At 66.8% G+C, this 26,625-nt stretch carries 27 protein-coding genes, 1 other RNA gene and 1 pseudogene; 20 read left to right on the forward strand and 9 right to left on the reverse strand.

Translation table 11 applies throughout. The annotated features are described in order from the left end of the window. Positions 1-3 precede the first annotated feature (3 nt). The 3 genes and pseudogenes from G5B40_RS00745 to rnpB form a co-directional block, all read left to right on the forward strand. Positions 4-462, forward strand: a pseudogene (locus G5B40_RS00745) (N-acetylmuramoyl-L-alanine amidase); the annotation flags it as partial. A gap of 20 nt (positions 463-482) precedes the next feature. Beyond that, positions 483-1,694: an APC family permease gene (locus G5B40_RS00750; protein WP_165093802.1), complete on the forward strand. Its 1,212-nt coding sequence runs from the start codon at positions 483-485 to the stop codon at positions 1,692-1,694. Positions 1,695-1,740: 46 nt separating this feature from the next. Then, positions 1,741-2,133: RNase P RNA component class A (gene rnpB, locus G5B40_RS00755), an RNA gene on the forward strand. Positions 2,134-2,360: 227 nt separating this feature from the next. Here the strand turns inward: rnpB and G5B40_RS00760 are convergent. The 3 genes from G5B40_RS00760 to G5B40_RS00770 are packed head-to-tail and all read right to left on the reverse strand — an operon-like array spanning position 2,361 to position 5,927. Then, complete coding sequence (locus G5B40_RS00760; protein ID WP_165093805.1) at positions 2,361-3,737, reverse strand: sensor histidine kinase; 1,377 nt, start codon at positions 3,735-3,737, stop codon at positions 2,361-2,363. Between the two features lie 52 nt (positions 3,738-3,789). Then, a complete protein-coding gene (locus G5B40_RS00765) occupies positions 3,790-5,205 on the reverse strand; it encodes a dihydrolipoyl dehydrogenase family protein (protein WP_165093808.1) in 1,416 nt (471 codons plus the stop codon). Further along, positions 5,202-5,927 carry a TVP38/TMEM64 family protein gene (locus G5B40_RS00770; protein WP_165093810.1) on the reverse strand — a complete coding sequence of 242 codons (726 nt, stop codon included), beginning with the start codon at positions 5,925-5,927 and terminating at the stop codon, positions 5,202-5,204. The genes G5B40_RS00765 and G5B40_RS00770 overlap by 4 nt, the downstream gene beginning before the upstream one ends. 282 nt (positions 5,928-6,209) lie before the next feature. On the opposite strand from G5B40_RS00770, the gene rpmH reads away from it, so the two are divergent. The 10 genes from rpmH (at position 6,210) to G5B40_RS00820 (ending at position 13,850) form a co-directional block, all read left to right on the forward strand. Then, positions 6,210-6,344 carry a 50S ribosomal protein L34 gene (rpmH, locus tag G5B40_RS00775; protein WP_165093813.1) on the forward strand — a complete coding sequence of 45 codons (135 nt, stop codon included), beginning with the start codon at positions 6,210-6,212 and terminating at the stop codon, positions 6,342-6,344. Positions 6,345-6,348: 4 nt separating this feature from the next. Next, entirely contained in the window at positions 6,349-6,795 is a 447-nt protein-coding gene (rnpA, locus tag G5B40_RS00780; protein WP_165093815.1) for a ribonuclease P protein component, read from the forward strand. Then, positions 6,792-7,034, forward strand: coding sequence for a membrane protein insertion efficiency factor YidD (gene yidD, locus G5B40_RS00785; protein WP_165093818.1), 243 nt, complete (start codon positions 6,792-6,794; stop codon positions 7,032-7,034). The genes rnpA and yidD overlap by 4 nt, the downstream gene beginning before the upstream one ends. Next, a complete protein-coding gene (gene ttcA / locus G5B40_RS00790; RefSeq protein WP_165093820.1) occupies positions 7,027-7,845 on the forward strand; it encodes a tRNA 2-thiocytidine(32) synthetase TtcA in 819 nt (272 codons plus the stop codon). The genes yidD and ttcA overlap by 8 nt, the downstream gene beginning before the upstream one ends. A gap of 78 nt (positions 7,846-7,923) precedes the next feature. Beyond that, on the forward strand, positions 7,924-9,342 hold the full coding sequence (locus tag G5B40_RS00795) for an amidase (RefSeq protein WP_165093823.1): 1,419 nt from the start codon (positions 7,924-7,926) through the stop codon (positions 9,340-9,342). Positions 9,343-9,346: 4 nt separating this feature from the next. Then, a complete protein-coding gene (locus G5B40_RS00800; protein WP_165093826.1) occupies positions 9,347-9,853 on the forward strand; it encodes a mismatch-specific DNA-glycosylase in 507 nt (168 codons plus the stop codon). A gap of 54 nt (positions 9,854-9,907) precedes the next feature. Then, on the forward strand, positions 9,908-11,314 hold the full coding sequence (locus G5B40_RS00805) for a circularly permuted type 2 ATP-grasp protein (protein WP_165093828.1): 1,407 nt from the start codon (positions 9,908-9,910) through the stop codon (positions 11,312-11,314). Positions 11,315-11,336: 22 nt separating this feature from the next. Beyond that, positions 11,337-12,263: an alpha-E domain-containing protein gene (locus G5B40_RS00810; RefSeq protein ID WP_165093831.1), complete on the forward strand. Its 927-nt coding sequence runs from the start codon at positions 11,337-11,339 to the stop codon at positions 12,261-12,263. Positions 12,264-12,269: 6 nt separating this feature from the next. Then, positions 12,270-13,088, forward strand: a complete 819-nt coding sequence (locus G5B40_RS00815; protein WP_165093833.1) for a transglutaminase family protein — start codon at positions 12,270-12,272, stop codon at positions 13,086-13,088. A 15-nt stretch (positions 13,089-13,103) separates the two neighbouring features. Further along, complete coding sequence (locus tag G5B40_RS00820; RefSeq protein WP_165093836.1) at positions 13,104-13,850, forward strand: proteasome-type protease; 747 nt, start codon at positions 13,104-13,106, stop codon at positions 13,848-13,850. A gap of 101 nt (positions 13,851-13,951) precedes the next feature. On the opposite strand, the gene G5B40_RS00825 is transcribed toward G5B40_RS00820, so the two are convergent. Further along, positions 13,952-15,007: an aldo/keto reductase gene (locus G5B40_RS00825; protein ID WP_165093838.1), complete on the reverse strand. Its 1,056-nt coding sequence runs from the start codon at positions 15,005-15,007 to the stop codon at positions 13,952-13,954. Positions 15,008-15,215: 208 nt separating this feature from the next. On the opposite strand from G5B40_RS00825, the gene G5B40_RS00830 reads away from it, so the two are divergent. After that, positions 15,216-16,028 carry a sulfotransferase gene (locus G5B40_RS00830; RefSeq protein WP_165093841.1) on the forward strand — a complete coding sequence of 271 codons (813 nt, stop codon included), beginning with the start codon at positions 15,216-15,218 and terminating at the stop codon, positions 16,026-16,028. A gap of 12 nt (positions 16,029-16,040) precedes the next feature. Here G5B40_RS00830 and G5B40_RS00835 read toward each other — a convergent pair whose 3' ends face one another. Continuing rightward, the gene (locus G5B40_RS00835; protein ID WP_165093843.1) at positions 16,041-18,095 is read right to left on the reverse strand and encodes an ASKHA domain-containing protein; all 2,055 of its coding nucleotides are present in this window, start codon (positions 18,093-18,095) and stop codon (positions 16,041-16,043) included. Positions 18,096-18,384: 289 nt separating this feature from the next. Between G5B40_RS00835 and G5B40_RS00840 the strand changes: the two genes are divergently transcribed. Next, positions 18,385-18,930: a type II 3-dehydroquinate dehydratase gene (locus G5B40_RS00840; protein ID WP_165093846.1), complete on the forward strand. Its 546-nt coding sequence runs from the start codon at positions 18,385-18,387 to the stop codon at positions 18,928-18,930. Positions 18,931-18,971: 41 nt separating this feature from the next. After that, entirely contained in the window at positions 18,972-19,910 is a 939-nt protein-coding gene (locus G5B40_RS00845; protein WP_165093848.1) for a DMT family transporter, read from the forward strand. 139 nt (positions 19,911-20,049) lie between these two features. Here the strand turns inward: G5B40_RS00845 and G5B40_RS00850 are convergent, their stop codons facing one another. Beyond that, complete coding sequence (locus G5B40_RS00850; protein WP_165093850.1) at positions 20,050-20,568, reverse strand: DUF6428 family protein; 519 nt, start codon at positions 20,566-20,568, stop codon at positions 20,050-20,052. Between the two features lie 81 nt (positions 20,569-20,649). Between G5B40_RS00850 and G5B40_RS00855 the strand changes: the two genes are divergently transcribed. Beyond that, the gene (locus G5B40_RS00855) at positions 20,650-20,961 is read left to right on the forward strand and encodes an ArsR/SmtB family transcription factor (protein ID WP_165093852.1); all 312 of its coding nucleotides are present in this window, start codon (positions 20,650-20,652) and stop codon (positions 20,959-20,961) included. Positions 20,962-21,200: 239 nt separating this feature from the next. Here the strand turns inward: G5B40_RS00855 and G5B40_RS00860 are convergent, their stop codons facing one another. From G5B40_RS00860 to G5B40_RS00870, 3 genes are read right to left on the reverse strand one after another with little or no spacing between them, the layout of a single operon-like run. Further along, positions 21,201-22,271 (reverse strand): dihydropteroate synthase, encoded by a 1,071-nt coding sequence (locus G5B40_RS00860; RefSeq protein ID WP_165093854.1) that lies wholly within the window; start codon positions 22,269-22,271, stop codon positions 21,201-21,203. Between the two features lie 38 nt (positions 22,272-22,309). Continuing rightward, on the reverse strand, positions 22,310-23,251 hold the full coding sequence (locus tag G5B40_RS00865; RefSeq protein ID WP_165093856.1) for a methylenetetrahydrofolate reductase: 942 nt from the start codon (positions 23,249-23,251) through the stop codon (positions 22,310-22,312). A gap of 22 nt (positions 23,252-23,273) precedes the next feature. Next, on the reverse strand, positions 23,274-23,582 hold the full coding sequence (locus G5B40_RS00870; RefSeq protein WP_165093858.1) for a virulence factor: 309 nt from the start codon (positions 23,580-23,582) through the stop codon (positions 23,274-23,276). A gap of 230 nt (positions 23,583-23,812) precedes the next feature. Between G5B40_RS00870 and metF the strand changes: the two genes are divergently transcribed. The 3 genes from metF (at position 23,813) to G5B40_RS00885 (ending at position 26,576) form a co-directional block, all read left to right on the forward strand. Next, positions 23,813-24,697, forward strand: coding sequence for a methylenetetrahydrofolate reductase [NAD(P)H] (metF, locus tag G5B40_RS00875; protein ID WP_165093860.1), 885 nt, complete (start codon positions 23,813-23,815; stop codon positions 24,695-24,697). Between the two features lie 80 nt (positions 24,698-24,777). After that, complete coding sequence (locus tag G5B40_RS00880; protein ID WP_165093863.1) at positions 24,778-25,854, forward strand: Ppx/GppA phosphatase family protein; 1,077 nt, start codon at positions 24,778-24,780, stop codon at positions 25,852-25,854. Then, positions 25,851-26,576, forward strand: coding sequence for an RlmE family RNA methyltransferase (locus G5B40_RS00885; protein WP_165093865.1), 726 nt, complete (start codon positions 25,851-25,853; stop codon positions 26,574-26,576). Before G5B40_RS00880 ends, G5B40_RS00885 begins: the two co-directional genes overlap by 4 nt. Positions 26,577-26,625: the final 49 nt, after the last annotated feature.

The raw sequence follows: 26,625 nt of genomic DNA on the forward strand, positions 1-26,625 counted from the left end.
TGAATGACCAGTCCAAATCATAACGCACGCCGCCTGGGCCAGCCCGACATGGTGGTGATCCATTACACGGGCATGAAAACCGCCGCCGCCGCCCGTGCGCGGCTCTGCGATCCGGGAGCCGAGGTTTCGGCGCATTGGTTGATCGACCTTGACGGCGGCTCCGAGGCGCTCGTGCCCGAGGACCGCAGGGCGTGGCATGCCGGGGTTTCATCCTGGGAGGGGGAAAGCGACGTCAATTCCCGCTCGATCGGGATCGAACTCGTCAACCCCGGCGTGGAACACGGATATCACCCGTTTCCCGAGCCGCAGATGGCGGCGTTGGAGCGGCTACTGGCCGGGATAATGGCGCGCTGGTCGATCGAGCCGCGCAATGTCGTCGGTCATGAGGACGTGGCGCCGGGACGCAAGATCGATCCGGGTGAGAAATTCGACTGGGCGCGGCTGGCGCGGCGCGGGTTATCGGCCCGAACCGGCGTGCGCGTGTGAGTTTCGTCGGGCTGGTCGTCCTCGCGGCGACGCTGGCGGGGGCGGGGCTGTTTCTCTCGCCGTGGATGCTGCGCTCGGAGCTCTGGCGGGCGACGGTGACGCCGCTCGCCTCGATCATCGGCTCGGGCTTTCTGGTGCTCGGCCCGATCCTCGCACACGCGTTCGGAATGTGGGCGACGACGGCGATGGCGGCGCTTTGCATTGCGGCGTGGGGATTCGGAGCGGCGATCCGTTACAACATCGCCTACGCCGAGCCGCTACCGGAGGGTGAAGATGTTCTGGTCGATCGCCTGGAGACATTTTCCGGCGCGGCGCTGGCCGGCGCCTATATCGTGTCGGTCGCCTATTATCTCAACCTTTTCGGCGCGTTCGGCGTCAGTCTAACGCCCTTCAACGGTGCTTTCGAGGGGCGGGCGCTCACCTCCGCCATGCTGATCGGTCTGCTCGCGCTTGGCTGGTTCAAGGGCTTCACCGCGATGGAGAAGGTCGAGATGTTGACCGTGGCGATCAAGCTGGCGGTGATCGCCGGGCTGGTCGCGGGTCTCGCGGTCTACTTCTTCGATCGCGCGGGCGCGGGCGCGCTGAAATTCTCCGCCCCGCATCTGGGGCCGTGGGCCTCGTTCACGCTTTGCCTCGGGCTGATCGTCACCGTGCAGGGGTTCGAGACGGCGCGCTATATCGGCGGAGCGCACACGGCGCCGGTGCGCATTCGGGCCATGCGGCTGGCGCAGGGCCTCGCCGTGGTGATCTACCTCGTCTACACGGTATTCCTCTCTTTCAGTTTTTCCGTCGATCCTGGCGCGCTTTCCGAAACCGCGATCATCGACATGATGGCGGTCGTGGCGCCGCTCCTGCCGTTCCTGCTGGTCGCGGCGGCTTTGGCCGCGCAGGCGAGCGCCGCGATCGCCGACGCCGGCGGGGCCGGCGGGCTCGGCGCCGAGCTGACCGGCGGACGGCTCTCGCCGAAGGCGTCCTATGCGGCGCTGGTTGCGGCCGGGCTGGCGCTGACCTGGGGGTCGGACATTTTTACGATCATCTCCTACGCCTCGCGCGCCTTCGCGTTCTATTACGCGCTGCAGGCGACGATCGCCTGCCGTTTGGCGCTGAGGCGGGACGAGCGGCCGAAAGCGATGATTTTCGGGCTGATCGCGGCGCTCGGGCTCGCGGCGGCGATTCTGGGCGCCCCGGCGGAAGGCAAGGCTGGGTAGCGCGCAGTGCGTTGACCGCGCCCTCGGCCAAGGCTATCTGAACGGCGCGGATGGCTGGATAGCCGCGCCCCTTCGGGGGTGAGGAACGTCCGGGCAGCATGGAGAGACGGCGCCGGGCAACACCCGGCCGGGGCAACCCGAGGGAAAGCGCCACAGAGAAGAGACCGCCCATGTTCCCGGCTCGCCGGAGGCGTGCGGCAAGGGTGAAACGGTGGGGTAAGAGCCCACCGCGCCCCCGGTGACGGGGGCGGCATGGCAAGCCCCGCCGGCTGCAAGATCGAATAGGGTCGGCTGCGCCGCCGCAAGGCGGGGCAGGGGGTCTCCGCCCCGCCGACCGGGTTGATCGCATGAGGCGCGCGGCGACGCGCGTCCCAGATGAATGGCTATCTATCGCGCGAAAGCGCGGGGACAGAACCCGGCGTAAAGGCCATCCGCGCCTTCCCCGCCCCGGACGGGTCAGAGGCCCGCCAACAGCATCTGGCCGGGCGCCGCCACCGAATGAGCGTGAAATGAAAGCGCCATGAAGGCCGCAACCATGAGCGCGGCGAAGGCGGCGGTGCGTAAGCTCATGCGTCCGTTCCCTATCGTTCACGAGGGTTTTCGCAAAATTCGGGGCATGTGCGGAAGTGCAGGATGGCACACGGCGCGCGGGCGCGGCTCGATGCGTTATCCGGGCAAGGTCAGCCGGAAGACTGCGCCCGTCCCGTCGCTCGCCTCCAGCTCCAGTCGGCCGCCATTGAGCGCCGCGAGTTCGGCGGCGATGGCGAGGCCGAGGCCGGCGCCGCCCCGCCGCGCGCCGCCGCGAAAGGGCTGGAAGAGATTATCGAGCGCCTTTGGCGGAAGGCCGGGCCCGTCGTCCGCTACGGTGAGCGCGACGCCATCTACGGTCGGTTCGGCCGAAACGAGGACGCGCCCGGGGCGGCCCGTAGCCTCGATCGCCTGGCAGGCGTTGCGGGTGAGATTGGCGAGAATGCGGAAAAGATGATCGGCGTCGACCGTGGCGTAAAGCGCGGCTGGCGTTTCGTTGACGAAAGTGATCGGCCCGGCTTCGGGGACGACCGCGTCGCCGACATCGGCGGCGATGCGGCGGAGCGCGAGGCGACGCGGGGCCGGCGGCGCCTCCTCCGCCCGACCATGCTGGAGGGTCGAGACGCAGAGCGTGACGGCGCGATCGAGCGAACTGATCAGCTTGGGGCCGACGCGGGCGACCACCGGATCGCGGCTTCCCGCCAGCCGGTCGGCGAGAAGCTGCGCGCTGGCCAGCATGTTGCGCAGATCGTGGCTGATCTTGGCCACGGCGCCGCCAAGATCGGCGAGGCGCGACTTCTGCCTCAACGCGGCCTTCAGCTCCGTTTGCATCTCGGCCAGCGCCGTCTCGGCGTTGGCGATCTCCCGCAGGCGGGAGCCGGAGGGTTGGATCGGCGGCGTGCGTTCGGGGTCTTTCTGAAACGCGAGCATGTTGCTCACCACCCGCTCCATCGGCCGCACGATCAGCCGACGGGTGACGACGAAGACCAGCCCGCCGGTGACTGTCGAGATCAGGAGCGAAAGCAGAAGGATGCGGCCGGCGTAATCGATCACCGCCTCGCATAGCGGGGTCTCGGCCATGGTGATTTCGATCTCCACCCCGCCGCCTTTCATCGGCGCGCCGATCACCCGGATCGTGCGCGGCTCCGGCCGGACGAGGACGGCGAGCGCGTCGTGAATGAGCGTCATCGCGTCATCGACGCGCAGATCGTAGGTCTGATCCACCATCGTGTCGCCCGGCGCCTGAAGGATGAGCTGCCGGGAAGAATCGCGCCGCAGCACGATAGAGGAGACGCCGGCGTTCTTGAGCAGTTCCGCCTCCAGCGTCTCCTCAACCATGTCGTCCTCGGACGCGAGCAGGACAAGCGCCGCGATCTCGGCGAGATGCAGACGCTGAAGGAGGTAATCCTCGCGGAAGCGCGCGACCGAAGGCAGAAAGACCAGCACTTCGGTCATCATCACGATGCCGACGGTGAGAAGCAGCAGCCGGCCGGAAAGCGAACGCGCGAGAGGCATGAAGGTCCTGAACCGGGCCCGCCCGCTGCGGGCCTCGTCGAAACCTATCCTCTCAGCCGAGTTTCGCAAGCAGTCGAACAACCCAGGGGATCAGATTGCTCTGGAAAAGGCGCGGCGCAAAATAGGCGCTGGCGACGCTCTTCGCCAGTTCGCCGTAGGTGGGGTAGGGCGCGACGAAGCCGGCGACATCGCCGATCTTCAGCCCTTTGGAGATCGCCAGCGCCCAGATCGAGATCAGATCGCCGGCATGTGCGCCGACAATGGAGGCGCCGACGGGGCGACCCCTGACGATCATCACCTTGGAGAAGCCGGCCGTGCGGTTCTCGGTCAGCGCGCGGTCATTGGCGCCATATTCGGCGCGGTGAACCTCCAGCGCCGCGCCGTGCTTCTCTCGCGCATCGGTTTCCGTCAGGCCGACCTGCGCCAGCTCCGGATCGGTGAAGGTCGCGCGGGGGATCATGTCGGAGCGCGCCTGGACGGGTAGGCGGAAAAGCGCCGAACGAATGACAAGCCCGGCCTGATAGGCAGCGAGATGGGTGAACTGCGCGCCGCCTGCGGCGTCGCCGATGGCGTAGATGCGGCGATTGGTCGTACGCAAGCCCTTGTCGACCTTCACACCGGTCTTGGAGCGTTCGACCCCCGCGGCTTCGAGGCCGAGATCGTCGATCTCGGCGCGACGGCCGGTCGCGACGAGAAGGGCGTCGGCGCGGAGCGTCTCGCCGTCCTTCAGGCGCAGGAGGGTCTCATTCCCGACCCGATCCACAGCAGAAATCGTTGCGCCTTCGCGGATCTCGACCCCCTCGGCGCGAAGCGCGCTGACGACGACGGCCGACAGTTCGGGGTCTTCGCGCGACAGCGCGGTCGCGGCTTCCAGAACGGTGACCTCGCAGCCGAGACGGCGATGCGCCTGCGCCATCTCCAGGCCAATCGGCCCGGCGCCGATGATGGCGAGGCGCGCAGGGCGGTCGCGCAAACCGAAAATCGTCTCGTTGGTCAGATAACCGGCTTCCTCCAACCCCGTAATCGGCGGCGCGGCTGGGCGCGAGCCGGTGGCGATGACGAAGCGGCGGGCGCGGATGCGATTCTCGCCGGCCTCGACCTCGCGCGGGCTGGTGAAGCGGGCCATCGCGCGGATCACGGTGACGCCGAGGCCGGTGAAGCGCTCCTCGGAATCATGTGGCGCAATCGCGTCGATCGCCGAACGGACGTAGTCCTTCGCCGCGGCGAAATCGATCTCGGGGGCGACGGGGTGGACGCCGAATTGGGCCCCGGCGCTCATCGCGTGGGCGGCCTTGGCGGCGGCGAGGAGCGCTTTCGACGGGACGCAGCCATGGTTGAGGCAGTCACCCCCCATTTCCGCGCCCTCGATCAGAACGACCGAGGCGCCCATCTGCGCCGCGCCGGCGGCGACGGATAGGCCGCCGGAACCGGCGCCGATGACGCAGAGATCGGGTTCGACTATCGTCATCGGCTGTCTCCAGGGCGTTGTCGTCGGATCAGCCGAACGAAGATCGGCAGCGCCGAGAGCGCGGCGAGTCCGAGCAGGGGAAGAAGCACTTGCGGCTCGAAGATCAGCCCGAGATCGGGCGTTCCGCCGGCCTCGAACACCACGCCGAGGCCGGCGCCGACAGAGGCGTAGACGAGGGCGCCGGGGATAATGCCGACAAACGTCGTCCAAGCGTAATTGAACGTCGTGGCGCCGAGAAAAGCGGGAACAAGATTGGCGGCGAAGAAAGGGATGGCTGGCACCAGCCGCATCATCAACAGAAAGCTGATTTCGTTGGCGCGAAAGCCCTCCTCGGCCTTCTTGACCCAGCCGCCCGCGCGGGCGCGCAGCGCGTCGCCGAGCCCGGTTCTGGCGGCGAGGAAGATCGCGAGCGCGCCGGCGGTGGCGCCGGTGACGGCGAGGACCGCGCCGATGAAGGGCCCGAAGAGGAAACCGCCGGCCAGCGTCAGCGCAAGCCCGCCGGGAAAGGAGAGCGCGGTCGCGACGGCGTAGAGCGCGGCGTAGGTGAGAGCGGCGAGCGCATAATGCGCGTCGCGCCAGGCGAGAAGCGTCTCGCGGTTGTCGCGAAGCGCGTCGAAGCTGAGATAGTCGCGCCCGAAGGCGTAGAGAAGAATTGCGCCCAGAAACGCCAGCGCGAGCGGCGCGGCGCGTCTGAGCGAGAGCGTGGCGTTGGTCTCTTTCATCTTGGCTCCGCGCTACGCTGGATCGGACGCGCAGGCCAGTGGCTTTCGGCCCGACTGACACGAGCGTGATGCGATGTCATCCGCGCCGCCACGGTTTGCGCGACGCCTTCGCCACGGTGGAAGGCGGCGACGAGCGGAAGGGCGTCCTCCAGCCGTTCGGGGCCGAGGGGCGCGGGATCGGCGCGGGAATTGACAGGGCGCGCGGGCGCGCGTATCTCACCACCTCCGAATTCAGGGCGCGCTCTGGCGCTCGCCCGACGCATGTGACGAAGGACCGAAGCGATGAAACGCACCTTTCAGCCGAGCAACCTCGTGCGCGCCCGTCGCCACGGCTTCCGCGCCCGGATGGCCACGAAGAATGGCCGCAAGATCCTGAACGCGCGCCGCAATCGTGGTCGGAAGTCGCTCTCGGCCTGAGCCGATGACGGCGCCGGGGACCGGCGCGACCGACGCCCGCATCACGGAGAGCTCCGGCGACGGCTCCGCCTCTGGCGGGGTCGTTCCGATTCGCCCCGAGCGGATCCGCAAACGCCGCGATTTCCTCGCCGCCGCGCGGGCCCGGCGCCACACCTGCCCGGGATTTCTGCTTCAGGGCCGGAAACGCGGCCCGGGCGAGAAGGCCGACCCTGACGCGCTCCGCGTCGGCTTCACCTGTTCCAAGAAGGTCGGCAACGCGGTGGCCCGCAACCGGGCGAAACGGCGCCTTCGGGCGATCGCGGCGCAGGTGCTGCCGCTGCGCGGCCGTCCGGGCTGGGATTATGTGCTGATCGGGCGGGCGGGGGTGACAGCGACACGGTCTTTCAGTGATTTGCTGGGTGACCTTGAGACCGCGCTTTCACGCGTACACGCGCCGAAGGCGCGGCGATGAGTCCGGCCGCCCATATCGTGGCGCTGCCGGTCCGGCTCTATCGCGCGACGCTTTCGCCATGGGTCGGCATGAACTGCCGCTATCAGCCGACCTGCTCGGCGTATGCGCTGGAGGCGCTGGAGGCGCACGGGGCGCTCAAGGGCGGCTGGCTGACCCTGCGGCGGATTTTGCGCTGCCATCCTTTCGGCGGTTCGGGCTACGACCCGCCGCCGGAGCGAAAGAAGAAACCCGATGCTTGATTCCCAGCCCGCGCTTTTCAACGACATGCCGTCGAGCGGCGCGTTCGCCAAGCTCCGCAAACGCATCATCCGCGAGACGCGCGAGGCGCTAGAAGCCTATGGCATGGTCCGGCGCGGCGCGCGCTGGCTGGTCTGCGTCTCCGGCGGCAAGGACAGCTACACGTTGCTGGCGGCGCTGCTGGATCTGCAATGGCGCGGTCTGCTGCCGGTTGAGATTCTCGCCTGTAATCTCGATCAGGGTCAGCCGGGATTCGATGCGTCGATCCTGCCGGATTTCCTGACGAGGATCGGGGTCGCGCACCGGATCGAGCGGCGGGACACCTATTCCATCGTCACCGAGAAAGTGCCGGAAGGGCGAACCTTCTGCGCGCTCTGCTCGCGGCTCCGGCGCGGCAATCTCTATCGCATCGCGCGGGAGGAAGGGTGTGAGGCGGTGGTTCTCGGCCATCACCGCGACGACATGCTGGAAACATTCTTCCTCAACCTCTTTCATGGCGGCAAGCTGGCGACGATGCCGCCGAAACTCCTGAACGACGAGGGCGATCTTCTGGTCCTGCGCCCACTCGCCCATGTCGCGGAGGCCGATTGCGCGCGCTTCGCGGCGGCGATGAACTTCCCGATCATTCCCTGCGATCTCTGCGGCTCCCAGGAGGGGTTGCAGCGGGCGCAGATAAAGCGATTGCTGGATGAGTGGGAGGCGCGCAGCCCGGGCCGCCGTCAGGTCATGTTCCGCGCGCTGCGGAACGCCAACCCCAGCCATCTGCTGGATTCAGGTCTTTTCGATTTCAGCGCGCTGACGCCGGAGAGGTGAAGCGCGCGCACGCGCGCGCGCCGTCGAGATTTACAAATCCGCGCGCGCGGCTAGGGTCTGGCCATCAAGGAGAATCCGATGGCAGACACCCCCCTTTGGCGCCTCGGCGCCGCCGAAACCGCCGCCAGAATCGCTGCGGGAGATATCTCCGCGCGCGACGTCATCGGCACAGCCGTCGAGCGGATGCATGCAGTCAATCCGAAGCTCAACGCGGTCGTCGCCGATCTCTCGGAGGAGGCGATGGCGGCGGCGCAGGCGCTGGATGAGAAACAGGCGAGGGGTGAATCGCTCGGCCCGCTGCATGGCGTTCCGGTCACCATCAAGGTGAATGTCGATCAGAAAGGCTGGGCGACGACGAATGGCGTGCCCGCGCTGGCGGGGAACTTCGCCAAGGAGGACGCGCCCGTCGTCGCAAACCTGAAGAAGGCCGGGGCGGTGGTGATCGGGCGGACGAACACGCCGGAATTCTCTTTCCGCGCCGATACGGATAACCCGCTGCATGGCCGTACAAACAACCCCTGGGGCGACCATGTCTCGCCCGGCGGATCGTCGGGCGGGGCTGGCTCCTCGGTGATGATGGGGATCGGCGCGCTTGCGCATGGCAACGACATTGGCGGCAGCCTGCGCTTTCCCGCCGCCGCCAATGGCGCGGCGACCGTGAAGCCGGGCATCGGGCGGGTTCCGGCCTTCAACCCCTCACAAAGGGTCGAGCGCGGCATGCTCGCGCAGGCGATGTCGGTTCAGGGACTGATCGCGCGGCGCGCCGACGATGTGCGGACCGGCATGCGCGCGCTCATCGCCCCTGACGCGCGCGATCCTTGGATGGTGGAGGCGCCCTTCGACGGCGCGCCGGTCGAGGGGCCGATCAAGGTCGCGTTCACCAAGGAGACGTTCGAGTTCGACCTTCATCCCGATGTCGAAGCGGCGCTGGATGCGGCGGCGGCGGCGCTTTCCGACGCCGGCTACGAAGTGGTCGAGACGGAGGCGCCGATGGTGCGCGAGATCGCCCATGACGGCTATCGCGCGCTGATGGGCGAGGTCGAGGGGCTGATGGGCCCCGATATCCGCAATTACGGCTCCGAGACGATCAAGGCCGTGTTCGCCAGCTACCATGAGCTTTTTCCGCCCTTCATCGGAGACGAGCTGCTGCGCGCGATGGCGAAGCGGACCTTTTACGCCCGCGCCTGGTCGAAATTCCTGGAGGCGTATCCGCTTGTCCTAACGCCATTTCTTCCGGCGCCGTTCTTCCGGCCGAACCGCGACGCCGAGGGCGTGGAGGGCGCGCGTGAGGCGCTCGGCTCCGCCATCTGGTCCTATTCGATGAACTATCTCGCGCTTCCCGCCGGCAACATTCCGGCGCATTTCAACGGCGTGCAGCCGATCTCGGTCCAGATCGTCGGTCGGCGGTTTCGCGAGGACCTGATCCTCGACGCCTGCGAGGCGGTCGAGACCCGCGTCGGGGTGATGGCTGAACGGCTCTGGGCGCGCGAATCCTGAGGCGATGCTGCCGGATATTCTGGCGGCGGAGCTTGACGTTGTCTTTTGCGGCGTCGCCGCGGGTCGACGCTCGGCGGAGGTCGGCATGTACTACGCCGGGCCGGGCAACCGGTTCTGGACGATATTGTCCGAGACCGGTCTCACCCCGCGCCTGCTGTCGCCTGAAATGGCGGGCGAGCTTCTCCATGTGGGGATCGGTCTGACCGATCTCGCGAAGGACGCCTCCGGCGCTGACAGCGAGATCCCGCGCAGCGCGCTCGCGCCCGCGCGTCTGGTGGAGCTGCTGGAGACCTGGCGGCCGGCGATCGTCGCGTTCAATGGCAAATATGCGGCCCGCACGGCGCTCGGTCGGCCGGTGGATTACGGCGAGCAGACCGGGCTTTCGCTCGGCGGCGCCACCCCTTGGGTGCTTCCGTCCACATCCGGCGCGGCGCGGCGCTACTGGTCGGTGGAGCCTTGGCGCGGGCTTGCCGCGACGGTCCGGAGCTTTCGCGCTGCGCGTCGCTCGTGATTGTATTGCAGCGCACAATCGGCTTTACTTCCGTGTCAGGAGAAGCAAGCGCGCATGTTCAACGAGATGTCCGGCGAAGACGGGGTGACGCGATCGGCCTATGAGGGTGTCGCGCGCTGGATCGATGAGACGGGCGTCGACGCGCTGCTGCTGAAGACCGAGGAGGCGGAGGCGATCTTCCGCCGTATCGGCATCACCTTTGCGGTTTACGGCGAGGGGGGCGACCCTGAACGGCTGATCCCGTTCGATCTCATTCCACGGGTTTTCGATGCGCATGAGTGGCGCCGGCTGGACCGCGGCATCAAGCAGCGCGCCCGCGCGCTGAACGCCTTCCTCTGGGATGTCTATCACCGCGGCGAGATCCTGAAGGCCGGGATCGTGCCGGAGCGGCTGGTTTATCAGAACGCGGCCTTTCTGCCGGAGATGATCGGAGTCGATCCGCCGGGCCGGGTCTATTCGCATATCGTCGGCATCGACATCGTGAGGACGGGCGAGAACTCCTTTCAGGTGTTGGAGGACAATTGCCGCACGCCCTCGGGCGTCTCCTACAAGCTGGAGACGCGTGCGATCATGATGCGGATGTTTCCCGAGCTCTTTCAATCTCTCTCGATTCAGCCGGTGGACGACTATCCGGATTTGCTCAGAAAGACGCTTGAGGAAGTGGCGCCGCCGGCCTGCAAGGGCGATCCGACGGTGGTGATCATGACGCCCGGATCGCTCAACTCCGCCTATTACGAACATTCCTTTCTCGCCGACAGGATGGGGGTGGATCTCGTCGAGCCGCAGGATCTTTTCGTCGATGAGGGCCGCGTCTGGATGCGGACGACGCAGGGGCCGAAGCGGGTCGATGTGATCTACCGGCGGATCGACGACGATTTCCTCGACCCGATCACCTTTCGCGCCGACAGCGTTCTCGGCGTGCCTGGACTGATGCAGGTCTATCGGACCGGCGGCGTCACCATCTGTTCGGCGCCCGGGGCGGGCGTCGCGGATGACAAGGCGGTCTATTGCTACGTGCCGGAGATGATTCGTTTCTACCTTGGCGAGACGGCGATCCTCGAAAACGTGCCGACATGGCGTTGTTCGGAGCCGGATGAACTGAGCCATGTTCTCGCCAATCTCGGTGATATGGTGGTGAAGGAGGTGCACGGCTCCGGCGGGTATGGAATGTTGATCGGCCCGAAGGCGACGGCGGAGGAGATCGAAGCCTACGCCAGTCGGATCAGGGCGGAGCCCGCCGATTTCATCGCTCAGCCGACGTTGGAATTGTCTGCCTCGCCCTCGCTCGCCGGCGGCGGCATCGCGGCGCGGCATGTCGATCTCAGGCCCTATTGCATGGTCGGCGCGGACATGCGCCTCGCCCCCGGCGGGCTGACGCGGGTCGCGCTGCGCGAAGGCTCGCTCGTCGTCAATTCGAGCCAGGGCGGCGGCGTGAAGGACACGTGGGTGCTGTCGGAATGAGCACCGCGAGAGGAAAACGGGCGTGCTGAGCCGGGCGGCCGAGAACCTCTTCTGGACCGCGCGCTATCTGGAGCGCGCGGAGGCCGCCGCGCGGCTCATCGAGATGGGCCAGCGCATGACGCTGATCCCGGGACCGGGGCGCGACGAATGGCGCTCCGTCGCCGCGGTCGCCGGGGCCGCGCATCTTTTCGAGGACGAAGAGCGGATCACCGAGGCGCGCATCGTCGAGAAACTGGTGCTCTGCCCGGAGACCCCTGCGTCGATCCGCTATTGCCTGAATCGCGCGCGGGAGAACGCGCGCGCGGTGCGCACCGCGATCACCGCCGAGATGTGGGAGGCGCTGAACGACGGCTGGCGCCGGCTGGAGATGGCTGACCCAGGCGCCGCCAACCGAGAATTGCCGGCGATCATCGACTGGGTGAAAACCCGCGCGGCGGTGTTCCGCGGCGCCTCGGAAACCTCGATGCTCAGGACGGACGGCTATTATTTCCTGCGCATTGGCGGGCTTCTGGAACGGTCCGAACTGACCTTGCGGCTGCTCGACGTGAAATATTACGTGCTGCTGCCGGAGACCGAGACCGTCGGCGGCGGGCGCGACCATCATCAATGGACCTCGGTGCTGCATGCGACATCGGCATCGCGGGCCTATCATCACGTGTATCGGGGCGATTTCAGCCCGTGGAAGATCACCGACTTTCTGATCCTCAACCAGCGTTTCCCGCGCTCCGTCGCTTATTGTTACAATGAGCTTTCACGCTATCTCGGGCTCCTTGCACTCGCCTACGGGCGGCGGGACCACTGCCACATGCTGGCCGGCGAAATGGTCGCGCGGCTGGCCGATGTGGAGATGGGGGAACTGTTTCAAACCGGCCTGCATGAGTTCACGACCGAGGCGCTTCAACACAATGCGCGGCTTTCGGCCGCGATCTCCCGCGCCTATCACTTCTGAGGTCCGATGCTGCTCTCGATCCGCCACCGCACGTTCTACCGCTACGATCCGCCCGCCGCCCGCGTGGCGCTGAAACTGCGGCTCTACCCGGCGGTCACCGCCGCGCAGACGCCGCGTTCATGGTCGGTGACGGTGAACGGCGAGGCGCCGCATATGCGGCTGGCGAACGGCTATGGAGACGAGGAATCGGTCTGGCTCGCCCATGACGGCGCCGAAGAGGTGGAGATCGTCGCCGAAGGCGTAGTCGAGACGCGCGACGTTCACGGCGTGCTGCGCGGCTGGCGCATGGCTGCGCGCCCGGCGATGTTCCTGCGAAAGACGCCGCTGACGGCGCCGGATGAAGCGATCACGGCGCTGGCGAAGGAAGCGACGGCGGGCAAGACCGGGATCAGCGCCGCGCACGCGCTTTCCGAAGCGGTGCGCGATGCGGTGGATTACCGTCCCGGCGCGACGACGGCGAAGACGACGGCGGCGGAGACGTTGAATCTGGGCGCCGGGGTCTGTCAGGACCATACGCATCTACTGATCTCGGGGGCGCGTTCGCTCGGCGCGGCTGCGCGCTATGTGGTCGGCTATCTGATGGTCGGCGAGGGCGATCAGCCAGAGCTTTCGACAGAGCAGGAGACGCACGCCTGGGCGGAAATCTGGATCGACTCGCTCGGCTGGGTCGGTTTCGACGCTTCGAACCGGATTTGTCCGACCGATCACTATGTGCGGCTGGCCGCGGGGCTTGACGCGCCCGATGCGGCGCCCCTACGTGGATCAATCACTGGCGCCGCCGAAGAGACGCTCGAGGCCGACGTCCAGGTGACCCAGGCTCAATAACCCGAGGATGGTCTGATGACCTATTGCGTCGGACTGAAGCTCGATGCCGGCATCGTGATGATGTCGGACACCCGCACCAACGCCGGTCTCGACAACATTTCGCGCTTTCGAAAGATGTTCAACTGGAACGACCCCGGCGAGCGCGTGCTGGTCGCCTGCTGCGCGGGAAATCTTTCGATCACACAGGGAGTTCTGAGCCGGATCAACGCCGCCATAGCCCGCTCCCAGGATGACGAACGGGTCGAGACGATCCTGAACGCGCAGACGCTCTTTCGCTCGGCTCAGCTCTTCGGCGATGCGATGAGGGACGTGCAGGCGCGCCACCGCGAGACCCTGCAGGCGCAGGGGGCGGGGGCGGACGCCTCGATCCTGCTCGCCGGGCAGCGGAAGGACGGCGAGATGCGGCTATACCTCATCTACTCCGCCGGAAATTTCATCGAAGCGACGCCGGACACGCCGTTTCTGCAGATCGGCGAGCACAAATACGGCAAACCGATCCTCGACCGGGTGATCACCCCGGAGACGCCGCTCGATCAGGCGCTGAAAGCCGTGTTCCTTTCGATGGATTCGACCCTCCGCTCGAATCTTTCGGTCGGGATGCCGCTCGACCTGACGGTGATCCGCGCCGATGAACTCGATTTCGCCGTGCAGCGCCGGATCGAGGCTGAAGACGAAGATTTCTCGGCGATTTCCAGGGGCTGGGCGGACGCGATTCGTGAAGCGTTCGAGACGCTGCCATCGGTGAACGGCGACGGGCGGTAGGGGGGCGGGCCGGCGGCAGATGAAGGATCGTCCCGACGATATCGCGCTTCGGCGCGGCGTGTTCCTGCTTCCCCTAGCTTCAGATTGATCCTCTTTTCGCCTCAGAGCGGCATTGGCCAACGCCGGTGGATCGCCTCGATACCGTCGAGAACGTCTTCCGGCAGTTCCCGCTCGGCGGCGCTGAGGGCGGTTTCCAGATGCTCCATCTTCGTTGCGCCGAAGATCGCGGCGCCCATGAAGGGCCGGGAGAGGCAGAAGCCGAGGGCCATCCGGGCGGGGTCGAGCCCGGACTCGCGGGCGAGCGCCAGATAGGCGTCATGCGCCGGCCAGAGATACTCGGTGATGCGCCCGCCCAGCGTTGCGTTAAGCGCGCGGCGCGTGCCGGGCGGCGTCTGGTCACCGGCGTATTTGCCGCTGAGGATGCCGGCCGCTAGCGGCGAATAGGCGAGGAGGCTCACCCCTTCGGCCATGCAGGTCTCAGCGAGGTCGAGATCAAAGATCCGGCAAAGAAGGGAATACTCGTTCTGGAGCGAGACGACGCGCGGCAGACTCTCGCGCTCCGCGACATCGAGAAACTGCATCAGGCCCCAGGCGGTCTCGTTCGAAAGCCCGATATGGCGGATCTTGCCGGCTTCGATCTGGCGTGAGAGCGCACCGAGGATGTCGGCGATCTCCTGTCGCTCGGTCGCGGCGTCGTGCGGCTTTGGAACCCAGCCCCAGTAACGGCGAAAATGATAGGAGCCGCGATTGGGCCAGTGAAGCTGGTAGAGGTCGACATGATCGGTCCGGAGTCGCTTCAGCGACGCGTCGAGCGCCTTGTCGATCTCGGCGGCGTCGATCGGCGGGGTCGGGGCGACCCCGGCGCGGGGGCGCTGACTGCCTTCACCGGTGATCTTGGTGGCGAGGATGATCTCGTCCCGCCTGCCGGTCTTGGCCAGCCATTCGCCGATGATCGTCTCGGTCGCGCCGGGCGCGTCGCCGGGGCCGGGATTGGCCGGATACATCTCCGCGGTGTCGATGAAGTCCACGCCCGCGTCGAGCGCGCGGTCGATCTGCGCATGAGCCTCGGCCGCGTCGTTCTGCGAGCCCCATGTCATAGAGCCGAGAGAGAGCGCGGAGACCTTCGGGCCATTCCTGCCGAGCGTTCGATAGATCATGCGTCCATCCTGTCCAGAATATTGAAGAACCCCGTCCCGCCTCAGGACGCGACGGCGGCCGAACATGGACGCCGGGGCGTCGCTGTCAAGGCCGGCGGGCCGCGCGCTGCGCCCCGTCTGATGGACGCGCCGAGCGCCTCCGCCTAGAAGAGGCGGTGAAATTTGGGGGGCGAGCCCGGATTTCACGAGCAAACCGCGGGGCCGGTCAATGAAGTTCGATGTCGCGATCATGCAGAGCTATTCGCGTTCCGGCGAGACGCTGCTGCTGCGAACGCTGAACGCGCATCCCCGAATTCACGCGGTTCACGACCTGCGCAAGACGAACTCCGAGGAAGAGCTCGCGCTTTTCGAGCATCTGCGCCGGACCGGCGCGACGGCGGTCGCCGCCGACAGCAAGCTGGCGCGGCATGTCTCGTTGCCGGATGGCGGGTTGCTTCTGCTCAAGAACGCGGTGTGGCTGTCGCCGCCGGTTCATACGAGAGGCTTCGTACTGGTCCGGAACCCGTTTTCCGTCGCGGCCAGCGCCGGCGTGATCGGAGAATCCCCGGCGCGGCGGGAAAGCAATCGTCGCATCATCATGCGCTGGGCGCGCGGCATCGCACCCGGTTTCGTCGCCGCGCTCGATGAGCTCGACAACCTCGCCGCGCTGCTCCTCCTCTGGAATGTCAAAGTCACCGAAGCGATGCGGTCCGGTCTCCCGGTCGTGCATTACGAACGTTTCGTGGCCGATCCACAGCGCATCTTGCGGACGCTGATCGCCGGACTCGGCCTTCCCTGGAACGACGCAGTCCTGACCGCGCACGAAGCTTATGCTCCGGGTGAAAAGGGCCATGGCAGGATGCCGCTTTCGGCCCCGATCCACCAGAAGTCGAGAGACTCATATCGGGACCTTCCCGACGAGGTGTTCGACCGCATCCACGCGCTCGTCTACCCGACACTGCGGCTCTGCGGCTATGTCATTGAAGGGCGAACCATCTCGATCGCCAGCGATTTTGACGACCGGCTGACCGCTCGCCGATAGGCGCGGCGCCGCTCAGGCGGCCGGTCGTGGCCTCCTTCGCCGCCGTCCGCCGCCGTCGCCGCTTTCTCCACCGGCTGCGAAGGACACGCTCGGGAGGGTGACGATCGAGTTCAGGCGCGGAAACGGATCCACCTTATGCGGCACCGCGATGGCGTTCACGAAATGCTCCTGAAAGCGCGGCTCGACCGCGGTTTCGATCTTCTCGATCCGGCGCACGACGCTCTCGATCTCCCGCCGCGCGGCCGAGTTGAGAAGCGCGATGCGGGCGCCGGTGCCGGCGGCGTTGCCGGCAGAGGTGACTTTCTCCAGCGGGCAGTCCGGGATCATGCCGAGGATCATCGCGTGTTTCGGAGAGATATGCGCGCCGAACGCGCCGGCGAGCACCACGCGGTCGACCGATTCCACGCCGCGCTTGTCCATCAGCAGCCGCGCGCCGGCGTAAAGCGCGGCCTTGGCGAGCTGAATCGCGCGCACGTCGGCCTGTGTGATCAGGATGCGCGGCCCGCCGCTTTCGGAGCCGTCATGCAGGAGATAGGCGTGCGTTCGCCCGTCGGGAACCGCGCGCTCCGTCCCGGTGGCGGCGGCGGAGCCGATGGAGCCGTCCTCGTCGACGACGCCTGCGAGGCGCATCTCCGCGATCACCTCGATGATGCCGGAGCCGCAGATGCCGGTCACGCCCTGCGGGCCGACGGCGCGCTCGAAGCCGGGATCGTCGGACCAGAGCTCGCACCCGATGACGCGAAAGCGCGGCTCCCGCGTAACGGGGTCGATCTCCACCTTTTCGATGGCGCCTGGCGCGGCCCGCTGGCCGCCGCTGATCTGCGCGCCCTCGAAGGCCGGGCCGGTGGGCGACGAGCAGGCGAGCACCCCGTCGCGGTCGCCGAGCATGATCTCGGCGTTGGTGCCGACATCGACGATCAGCACGAGGTCGTCCGAAACATTCGGCCCCTCCGACAGCGCGACGGCGGCGGCGTCCGCGCCGACATGGCCGGCGATGCAGGGAAGGATGTAGATGCGCGCGTCGGGGTGCATCTCGATCTCGATCTCCTTCGCCCAGAGTTGGATCGAGTTCGAGGTGGCGAGCGCGAAGGGCGCCCAGCCCAACTCCTTCGGGTCGATCCCGAGGAGGAGGTGATGCATCACCGGGTTGCCGACGAAGACCGCCTCGACGATCTCCTCCCGACTGATGCGGGCTTCGGCCGCGACCTGGCCGATCAGCGCGTTCGCGGCCTCGCGCACCGCTTTCGTCATCGCCTCCGCGCCGCCCTCGTTCATCATCGAATAGCTGACCCGGCTCATCAGATCCTCGCCGAAGCGGATCTGCGGGTTCATCAGCCCGGAGGAGGCCAGGACCTCGCCGGACTGAAGATCGACGCAGTGGCAGGCGATGGTGGTCGAACCGACATCGAAGGCGAGCCCGTAGATCGAGCCTTCGTGAAAGCCGGGCCAGACCTGAATGATCCGCGCCGCGCCGAGGCCCTCACCCTCGTAGATCGCGCAGGTGACCTTCCACTCGCCGTCGCGAAGCGCGGGTTGCAGCATCTGCATGGTCCGAAGGTCGCCGATCACATGGGCGAGGCCCCATTGATCGAAAAGCGCCTGCTGGAGCCGCTCTAGATCGCCAGTGGGCTTCTCCATGTCGGGTTCCTCGACCTCGACATAGTAAAGCCGCGTCGCCGGATCCATGACGATGTCGCGGGCCTCGGCGCGTTTCCTCACCACCTGCTTGTGAACCTGGCTTTCGACCGGCACGTCGATGACCATGTCGCCCTGAAGCGTCGCCTGGCAGCCGAGCCGCCGGCCCGGTTTCAGCCCGCGCTTGGAGCGATAGCGCTCCTCCACCGCGTTCCATTCGGAGAGGCCGCTTTCCTCCGCCTTCACACCGTGTTTGGCGAACTCGCCGAATTCCGGCGTGATCTGACATTTCGAACAAATCCCGCGTCCGCCGCAGACGCTGTCGAGATCGACGCCCAACTGGCGCGCGGCGGTCAGAACCGGCGTGCCGACCGGGAAATGGCCGCGCTTGCCGGAGGGGGTGAAAACCACGAGGGGGTCGGTCTTGGTCATGCTTCGGCTTCCATCGGTCCGCACAAGGGCAGTGCTAATGCTTTCCCGTCTCTGCGCCAACCGCCTGCGGAATTGCGCCGCTCGGAGGGGGGAAAGCGTCGCGGCCTGTTTTCGCGCTCTCGATTAAGGCGGCAGATGAGATTCAATTCCCGTTTCATGGACGTCGCGCGGCGCGCGCTCGACCCCGGCTGGCGGAACCCGTCGGCGATCGACGGCTGAACCACTCGTCAAGAGCTTGGCGCCGCGGGCCGGCGGCGCATAGGCCCGGGTGCGCCAATGGGAGACGCGCATGACGAAACGGATCACGATCCGGAACGGGCCGAACCTGAACCCGCCGGGCGAGTGGGAGCCGGAGATCTATGGCGCAACGACGCTCGCCGATATCGAGAGCGCTTGCCGTAGTCTCGCGCAGGATCTTGGCGTTACGCTCGTATTCCGGCAAACCAACCATGACGGGGTGATGGTCGACTGGATTCAGGAGGCGCGGGGCGCCGCGGACGCGCTGAGCATCAACCCCGCCGGCCTCTCGTTTCAATCGGTTCCGGTGCTGGATGCGATCCGGATGATGCAGGCGCCGGTGATCGAGCTTCATATCAGCAATATTCACGCCCGTGACGCGGCGCATCGCGATTCGATCATCTCCGTCGCGGCGACGGCGGTGATTTGCGGGCTTGGCGCCGCAGGGTATCCTGTGGCGATGCTGGCGGCGGCGCGGCTCGCCGGGCTCGATGCGCGTGCGCTTCCCGGGGGCCTGAGCGCCTTGTCTTGGCGCCATCTCCCGTCGCGGGCGGCGCACGCAAGCAGGGGCGTGGCCATCGGCGCGCCTTCGCGCTAGCTTGCCCGCGAAGGGTCGGACGAGCCGACGGGAGATGACGAATGGCGTTCGACTCGCTTCGCGCGGATTGGCGCGCGCAGCCGGCCGTGATCCGCGGCGTCGCGCTGATGTGCGCGTCCACGGTGTTCTTTTCGGTCATGCATGTGAGCATACGTCATGTGTCGGCGGAACTGCCGCCTTTCGAGATCGCGTTCTTCCGCAATCTGTTCGGGCTTCTGGTTCTGACGCCGCTGCTGCTGCGTTCCGGGTTCCAGGAGATGCGGACGCAGCGCATCGGGCTGCACGCGCTGCGGTCGCTCCTCAATATCGGCGCGATGCTGATGTTCTTCACCGCGCTGGCGATCACGCCGCTGGCGAAGGTCACGGCGCTGAGCTTCACCGCGCCGATCTTCACTGCGCTGATGAGCTACTTCATTCTGGGCGAGGTGTTCCGCGTCCGGCGCTGGCTGGCGATCGGGGCGGGCTTCGTCGGGATGCTGATCGTGCTTCGGCCGGGCGTCGCGATGGTGGAGCCCGGCGCGCTGCTGGCGCTCGGCTCGGCGACGCTCTGGGCCGGAGCGCTCATCGTGATCAAGGTGCTGTCGCGAACCGAATCGAGCGTCGCCATCGTCGCCTGGATGGGAGTCTTTCTCAGCGTCTTCTCGCTCGGCCCCGCGCTCTGGGTCTGGCGCGACCCGACGCCGGAAGCCTGGGTCTGGCTCGTGTTCATCGGAATCATCGGAACGCTGGGGCAGGTCGCGCTCAGCCAGGCGCTGAAGGAGGCGGATCCGGGCGCGGTGATGCCCTTCGACTTCCTGAAGCTGATCTGGATCTCGCTTCTCGCCGCCTGGGCCTTCGGCGAGATCCCGGACGCATGGACCTTCGTCGGCGCGGCGGTGATCTTTTCGGCCGGGATCTACGTCGTGCGGCGGGAGCGGCGTGAGGCCCGGGCGGCGACGACTGCGCTCCGCGACAACGCGGGCCAAGGCCGGGATTTCTGAAGCGGCGCGGAGGGAATCCCCGCGCGACGGTCAAAGCCGCGAGGTGTTGCAAACTCGCATGGCGGCCGCCAGAGCCGGGCGATCGCTCACCCGGCCGGCAGGCGGCCGTCCATGGCTTCCGAGTCGTGTCGGTCGGCGATCACATGCAACAGGCTTCGCGCGCGCCTGCCGCCCTCTCCGAACCACAGCAGGCGCTTGCGGGGTTCGACGCCCCGCAACAGCCATTCGCAGTCCCTTCGATGGATCGTTTCCGCTCCGCAGGTTTGCAGATCGCCCGTGAATCCCGAAGATATACAGTCGCCAGACCATTCTTCATGGACGGTTCGCCCGGAACCATCAGTCTGAGCCCCGAATTGCCGGGCGAAAACTCGACCAGTAGCGGCGCGTCGGAGAGTTCCGGAAGTCTGCCGAGGCTCTTTTCGAGGATGCCGCGAAACTTGCCGACGCTCATATGCGCCTCGCCGGGGCCATCCAGGAGTTGCAGGCGGGCTTCCTGCCACGTTTCAACCTTGCCGCCGCAATCGATGCCAGTCGACGTCGAGTGTCGAAGTTCAGTGACGTGATAGCCGGCGCCGACAGGCTGCCCGTCGAATTCAAAGATCAGGGCCGCAGCGGCGTCAAGCCGCTCGAGGCCGGATAGCAGGGTCGCGAAAGTCATGTCAGCTCTCACTTTCATTTCAACGAATCTTGAAATATAGAGGTGACACAGCGCGGGATACATTTCAAGGACTCTTAAAATATGCGTGAGGAAGAAGCTGCCTCCCTGTTTCAGGCCCTGTCGAATGCGGACCGGCTGAAGGTCATTCGGGCGTTGGTCATCGCCGGCCCGGACGGGCTGAACGCAGGCGACATCGCCGCGAAGGTCGGCGCCAGCCCTTCACGCGCCTCGTTTCATCTGGCCGCGTTGTCGGAAGCGAGAATCGTCCAGCGCGAAAGGCGGTCGCGCAGTCTGCGTTACACTGTCGATTTTTCGCGCATCGGCGAATTGCTGACGTTTCTCATGGACGATTGCTGCAATGGCAGCCCTCGCCTCAAATCATGTTGCCCCTGAACTTGCGTCATCGCCGACCCGCCTCTTCAACGACTACACCGCTCAATTTCGGCGTGTAGCGTCGGGATTTGTCATTGGCGATATGCGCGGCGTCAGGCGGATTGGGCGCGAAGCCGGCATCTGACGTTTTCGGTCAGTCCATGGGTCCGGATCCCGGCGCGCAATCCAGTCGGAATGCGACGCCGTTCGGCTCACGCCCCGGCTGACACGAAAGGCGTCCGACCGGGCCGGCGCTCGCCTCAGCCTCGCCGCCGCCGGCGGCCTTCGCGTGCGCCGCCCTCGCCCGGAGCGGCGGCGACCTTGTTGAAGCGGATCCAATCGGCGCCCGAGGCGTCGTTGTTGAGCAGGAAATTCGCGGCCTTTATCGCCTCGACCTCTTTCGACGGCGTGGCGGAGGCGGCGCCGAGGCCGATGAGTGGGGCGAGCGCCTTCGGGTCGATCCCATCGGGCACGACGATCCCGAGCGCGGCGAGTTCGGCGATCCGCGCTTCGATCTTCTTCGCGCTCGCCCCCGGCTGCACCGGGTTCATGATCGCCGAGGTCATCCCCGCCGCCGCCGCCATCGGCAGGAAGGCGTTGTTGATTCCGTGCCGGTTCGGCAGCCCGAAGGAGATGTTGGAGGCGCCGCAGGTGGTGTTGACGCCCAACTCGTCACGAAGCCGGCGCACCAGCGTGAAGACCTGATGGCCGGCGGTCGCCATCGCCCCGATCGGCATCACCAGCGGATCCACCACGATGTCATGCGCCGGAATGCCGAAATCGGCGGCGCGCTCGACAATCTTCTTCGCCACCGCGAAACGCACGTCCGGGTCTTCAGAGATGCCGGTGTCGTCATTCGAGATCGCGACGACCGGCACGTTGTATTTCTTCACCAGCGGCAGGACGAGCTCCAGTCGCTCCTCCTCGCCGGTGACGGAGTTGAGGAGAGGGCGGCCGTGGGCGGTCTCCAGCCCGTTCTTCAGCGCGCCGGGGACCGAGCTGTCGATGCAGAGCGGCACGTCGACCAGCCCCTGCACGCGGGCCACCATTTCCTTCATCAGCGCCGGTTCGACGAAATTATTGTCGGCGTAGCGCGGGTCTTCGGCCATTTTGTTGGAGAACACCGCGCCGGAGTTGATGTCCAGCACCGCCGCGCCGCAAGCGACCTGCTCCAGCGCGTCCCGCTCGACGGAGGAGAAATCGCCGGCCTCCAGCTCCGCCGCCAGCTTCTTGCGGCCGGTCGGATTGATCCGTTCGCCAATCACACAGAACGGCTGATCGAAGCCAATGATTACGGTCTTCGTCCTGGATTCGACGACAGTGCGGGTCATAAGGCGTTCTGCTTTCTGCGGCTGGGCGGGATCGGGAGTCAGCCGGTGGCTGCGAGCGGACGCGAGCCGCCGAAAACCCCGGTGAATTCGGCGGTCCTGGTGATGCCGCCGAGTGGGAAGAAATGGACGTTGGTGATGTTGAAGCCGGGATGCGCCGCCGTGTGCTCCGCGAGATCGGTGAGGAACTTCTCCGGCGTGAACGGGGTCATCAGCTTGGTCACGTCCGAGGCGCGGCGCTGCAGGACGCGAAGCGAAGGGCCGACGCCGCAGGCCAGTGCGAAACGGATCAACGTCTGAAGCTTGGCCGGGCCGGCGACCCCGATATGGATCGGCAGCGCGACGCCTTCCGCGCGCAGCATGTCGGCCCATTCGATGACCGGCGCGGCCTCGAAGCAGAACTGCGTGGCGATGGCCATTTCGGCGTCGGTGCGGCTGGCGAAATCCGCCTTCCAGCGCAGCGCCTGCATCGCGCGAACGCCGGAGCCGTCCGGGTCGATATCGCGATTGCCCTCCGGGTGGCCGGCGACATGGAGGCGTTTGAAGCCGGCCTCGTCGAAAAGCCCGGTCTCGATCAACTGCATGGAATCGCTGAAATCGCCCTTCGGCGCGTCGAGTCCGCCGGCGAGAAGAAGCGCCTGATCGACGCCCGCCTCGCCCTGGTAGCGGGCGATCCAATCTCCGAGCATGGCCCGGTCGCGGATGATCCGGGCCGGGAAATGCGGCATCACCGGGAAGCCCTCGGCGCGAATCCTCTTCGCCGTCGCGACCATGTCCTCGATCGGCGTGCCGTCGATATGGGCGATGTAGACGCGGGTGTCGGCGGGCAGAAGGGTGCGGAAATCCTCGATCTTCTCGGCGGTGCGCGGCATCACTTCGATCGAGAACCCGTCGAGCAGCGCGGCGGCGGCCGCTCCCACGGGCGCGAGGTTCGCGGGCGCGGCGGTCTGGCGGTGGGCAAACAGGTTCAGGATCTTCGCCATCAGAATCAAATCCCTATCAGGGTCAACGCGCTTCGGTCCATCCGTCATTTGCGATCAGGGCGCGGACGCGGTCCTGATCGTACTCCGCCTCCAGCCGCGCGGCCTCGGCCGCGGCGACCGTTTCGTCATCGGCGCCCGCCACCTCGACCGGCGTCGCCTTGCGCCATTCAGCGAGATAGGCGTCTTCGCCCTTTGCGCCGATCTTCATCGCGCATCGGTCGATCGCCTGGACAAAACGCTCTGCAAGCTGGACCTTCGCCGCCCGGCGGCCCTTTCCGACGATGACTTGCGCCGGGATGTCCCGCCAGTAGACCGTCACGACCTGAGGCACTCGATCATTCCCCTACGCTCTGTCCGGCACGTTCTCTTCCGACGCCAGATGCGCCCTCGCGCCGGTTGCGGCGCGCATGATCGCGACCGCCCATAACCGCTTTGCGACACTCAACGATAGATGGCGCGGGGCGTTTCGCGATGCAAGTCGGGTTTTCGCCTTGTAGCGTCGCTTTTACACCTGTATCCTCCGCCGGACGGCGTCGCCCGTCTTGTCCCGAGGATTGCCGCATGACCAGTTCGACCCCGTCGATATCATTCGAATTCTTTCCTCCGAAGGGGCCCAAAGGCGCGATGCGGCTCTGGCGTTCGGTGGAGCGTCTGGCGCCTCTGGGACCGCGCTTCGTTTCGGTCACCTACGGCGCCGGCGGATCGACGCGCGAACGCACGGTGGCCGCGATCCACACCATCCGGGATCGCGCCCGGCTTGATGTCGCGGGGCATCTCACCTGCGTCGGCGCGACTCGCGACGAAACGCTGGCCGTCGCGCGGACCTATGCGAAACTGGGTTGCCGCCGCATCGTCGCGCTGCGCGGCGACGCCGCGGCGGGCGATAACGGATTCCGCCCGCATCCCGGCGGATTCGAAGGTTCGGAAGAACTGATTCGCGCACTGAAGGCGGAGGGGCGCTTTCACGTCACCGTCGGCGCATATCCCGAACCGCACCCGGAAGCGGCGCATGACGGCGCCGATGTGGATCACCTGAAGCGGAAGTTCGACGCCGGAGCGGATGACGCCATCAGCCAGTTCTTTTTCGACGTCGAGACGTTTCTGCGGTTCCGCGACCGCTGCGTCGCCGCCGGGATCGAGAAACCGATCCATCCCGGCGTGCTGCCGATCGAGAATTTCGCGCGGATGCAGGTGTTCGCCGCGCGCTGCGGCGCGAGCGTGCCGGACTGGATGAAAACCGCCTACGCCAACGCCGAAGCGGCGGATGCGGTGGATTTGTTGTCGATCTCCGTCGCCTCCGAAATGTGCGACACGCTCCGGCGCGAGGGCGCGGGGCATATCCATCTCTATACGCTTAACAACCCGGATCTGCCGTATCAGGTCTGCCAGGCGCTGGGTGTCGAGGTGAAGCCGATGCGCATCGCGGCGGCTGGCGGTTGCGCCTGAAGCCAAGTCCTGCCTTGCCGTGGCTTGCAGCCTCCTCTACCTCTGGGTGCTGCAAAAGATAACCGACAACAGGGGACGGGATGGACGGCGAGACCGTTCCGAGAACGACGCGAGCCGGCGCAGTGGCGGACGGTGGCGCGGCCTCGGTCGCGGGCCTCGATCTCGGCACCAATAACTGCCGGTTGCTCGTGGCGCGCCCCGAAGGCGCGACGCTGCGGGTGATCGACAGTTTCTCGCGCGCGATCCGTCTCGGCGACGGCATGGAGAAATCCGGCGCGCTCGATCCGGCGGCGATGGACCGTGCGGTCGGAGCGCTGAAGATCTGCGCCGACAAGATCGCAAGAGCCGGGCCGCAGAGTTTTCGCGCGGTCGCCACGGCGGCTTGCCGACAGGCGCTCAATGGCGACGAATTCGCGCTCAGGGTGCGTGAGGAGACCGGTATCCACCTCGAGATCATCACGGCGGAGGAGGAATCGCGACTCGCTGTCGCCGGCTGCGGGCCGCTGGTGGACCCGGAGGCCGAGCGGGTGCTGATCTTCGATATCGGCGGCGGCTCGACGGAACTGGTCTTGCTCGACCTTGCGGAGGTCGACCCGGCGGAGCGCGCCGACGGGGTGCGCGGCATCTGCGCAAGCACTGGAGATGCGGGCGGCGCAGAGGGCGGGGCGCGGATTCTTGATTGGGTATCGATCCCGGTCGGCGTCGCGACGCTGGAGGACAAGTTCGCCGAGATCGCCGATCCGGGCCGGCGATTCGGCTTGATGACCTGGTATTTCGAAGAACTGATCGCCGGTTTCGCCCGGCCGATGGCGGAGGAGGCCGGCGAGCGGCCGCTTCAGTTGATCGGCGCCTCCGGCTCAGTCACCACCATCGGCGCCGCGCATCTCGGACTGCGGCGCTACGACCGGAGCCGGGTCGACGGGCTCTGGCTGCCGTTCCGCTCCGCGCGGCGCATCGCGCGCGAACTCGCATCGCTCTCTGACGACGCGCGTGCGCATCATCCGAGCATCGGCGCCGATCGGGCCCGGCTGATCGTCGCAAGCTGCGCGATCCTCTCCGCGATTCTGAACGCCTGGCCGACGCAGCGGTTGCGCGTGGCCGACCGGGGGCTGCGCGAGGGGTTGATCTATACCCTCAACGCCGGCGCGCGGGCATGAGCGGGGCCAAACCCTCCGGCGGCGGGCGCGGGGCGCGCGAGTTGCGCCAAAAGGTGAAGACCGCGAAGGGTCGAAAGCTGTCCTCGAAGCTTTGGCTGGAGCGGCAGATCAACGACCCTTATGTCGCCCGCGCGCAGGCGGAGGGCTATCGCGGCCGCGCGGCGTTCAAGATCATGGAGATCGACGACAAGCACCGGTTTCTGGTTCCTGGCGCCCGCGTCGTCGATCTTGGCTGCGCGCCGGGCGGCTGGCTTCAGGTCGCGGTCCCGCGGATCAACGCGCTTGGCGAGAAATCCGGCAAGCGGACCGGGCGCATCGTCGGCGTCGACCTTCAGGATGTGGACCCGGTTCCGGGCGCCGTGTTGCTGAAGCTCGACTTTCTCGATGAGGGCGCGGACGATGCGGTGAAGGCCGCGCTCGGCGGACCGGCCGATGTGGTGATGTCAGATATGGCGGCTTCCTCCTCCGGCCACAAACAGACCGATCACATCCGGATCATGGCGCTTTGCGAGGCGGCTGCGCTGCTCGCCTTCGATATTCTGGAGCCGGGCGGCGTCTTCGTCGCAAAGGTGCTCTCTGGCGGGGCGGAGAACGAGTTGCTGGCTGAATTGAAACGCCGTTTCAAAAAAGTTTCGCACATGAAGCCGCCGTCGTCGCGGAAGGACAGCTCCGAGAAATTCGTCGTCGCGACGGGCTTCAGGGACGCGCCGGCGGACGACTGACGGAACGGCGCTCTTGACGCGCCGCCCTGCGGTTTCCTTTCTGAGCGGC

The sequence above is a fragment of the Pikeienuella piscinae genome (assembly GCF_011044155.1).
Lineage (GTDB): Bacteria > Pseudomonadota > Alphaproteobacteria > Rhodobacterales > Rhodobacteraceae > Pikeienuella > Pikeienuella piscinae.

Bases quoted from the DNA above. Each gene is read 5' to 3' on its own strand.
- G5B40_RS00760 (WP_165093805.1), bottom strand. From the start codon at position 3,737: ATGCCTCTCGCGCGTTCGCTTTCCGGCCGGCTGCTGCTTCTCACCGTC.
- G5B40_RS00765 (WP_165093808.1), bottom strand. From the start codon at position 5,205: ATGACGATAGTCGAACCCGATCTCTGCGTCATCGGCGCCGGTTCCGGC.
- G5B40_RS00770 (WP_165093810.1), bottom strand. From the start codon at position 5,927: ATGAAAGAGACCAACGCCACGCTCTCGCTCAGACGCGCCGCGCCGCTC.
- rpmH (WP_165093813.1), top strand. From the start codon at position 6,210: ATGAAACGCACCTTTCAGCCGAGCAACCTCGTGCGCGCCCGTCGCCAC.
- rnpA (WP_165093815.1), top strand. From the start codon at position 6,349: ATGACGGCGCCGGGGACCGGCGCGACCGACGCCCGCATCACGGAGAGC.
- yidD (WP_165093818.1), top strand. From the start codon at position 6,792: ATGAGTCCGGCCGCCCATATCGTGGCGCTGCCGGTCCGGCTCTATCGC.
- ttcA (WP_165093820.1), top strand. From the start codon at position 7,027: ATGCTTGATTCCCAGCCCGCGCTTTTCAACGACATGCCGTCGAGCGGC.
- G5B40_RS00795 (WP_165093823.1), top strand. From the start codon at position 7,924: ATGGCAGACACCCCCCTTTGGCGCCTCGGCGCCGCCGAAACCGCCGCC.
- G5B40_RS00800 (WP_165093826.1), top strand. From the start codon at position 9,347: ATGCTGCCGGATATTCTGGCGGCGGAGCTTGACGTTGTCTTTTGCGGC.
- G5B40_RS00805 (WP_165093828.1), top strand. From the start codon at position 9,908: ATGTTCAACGAGATGTCCGGCGAAGACGGGGTGACGCGATCGGCCTAT.
- G5B40_RS00815 (WP_165093833.1), top strand. From the start codon at position 12,270: ATGCTGCTCTCGATCCGCCACCGCACGTTCTACCGCTACGATCCGCCC.
- G5B40_RS00820 (WP_165093836.1), top strand. From the start codon at position 13,104: ATGACCTATTGCGTCGGACTGAAGCTCGATGCCGGCATCGTGATGATG.
- G5B40_RS00825 (WP_165093838.1), bottom strand. From the start codon at position 15,007: ATGATCTATCGAACGCTCGGCAGGAATGGCCCGAAGGTCTCCGCGCTC.
- G5B40_RS00830 (WP_165093841.1), top strand. From the start codon at position 15,216: ATGAAGTTCGATGTCGCGATCATGCAGAGCTATTCGCGTTCCGGCGAG.
- G5B40_RS00835 (WP_165093843.1), bottom strand. From the start codon at position 18,095: ATGACCAAGACCGACCCCCTCGTGGTTTTCACCCCCTCCGGCAAGCGC.
- G5B40_RS00840 (WP_165093846.1), top strand. From the start codon at position 18,385: ATGACGAAACGGATCACGATCCGGAACGGGCCGAACCTGAACCCGCCG.
- G5B40_RS00845 (WP_165093848.1), top strand. From the start codon at position 18,972: ATGGCGTTCGACTCGCTTCGCGCGGATTGGCGCGCGCAGCCGGCCGTG.
- G5B40_RS00850 (WP_165093850.1), bottom strand. From the start codon at position 20,568: ATGACTTTCGCGACCCTGCTATCCGGCCTCGAGCGGCTTGACGCCGCT.
- G5B40_RS00855 (WP_165093852.1), top strand. From the start codon at position 20,650: ATGCGTGAGGAAGAAGCTGCCTCCCTGTTTCAGGCCCTGTCGAATGCG.
- G5B40_RS00860 (WP_165093854.1), bottom strand. From the start codon at position 22,271: ATGACCCGCACTGTCGTCGAATCCAGGACGAAGACCGTAATCATTGGC.
- G5B40_RS00865 (WP_165093856.1), bottom strand. From the start codon at position 23,251: ATGGCGAAGATCCTGAACCTGTTTGCCCACCGCCAGACCGCCGCGCCC.
- metF (WP_165093860.1), top strand. From the start codon at position 23,813: ATGACCAGTTCGACCCCGTCGATATCATTCGAATTCTTTCCTCCGAAG.
- G5B40_RS00880 (WP_165093863.1), top strand. From the start codon at position 24,778: ATGGACGGCGAGACCGTTCCGAGAACGACGCGAGCCGGCGCAGTGGCG.
- G5B40_RS00885 (WP_165093865.1), top strand. From the start codon at position 25,851: ATGAGCGGGGCCAAACCCTCCGGCGGCGGGCGCGGGGCGCGCGAGTTG.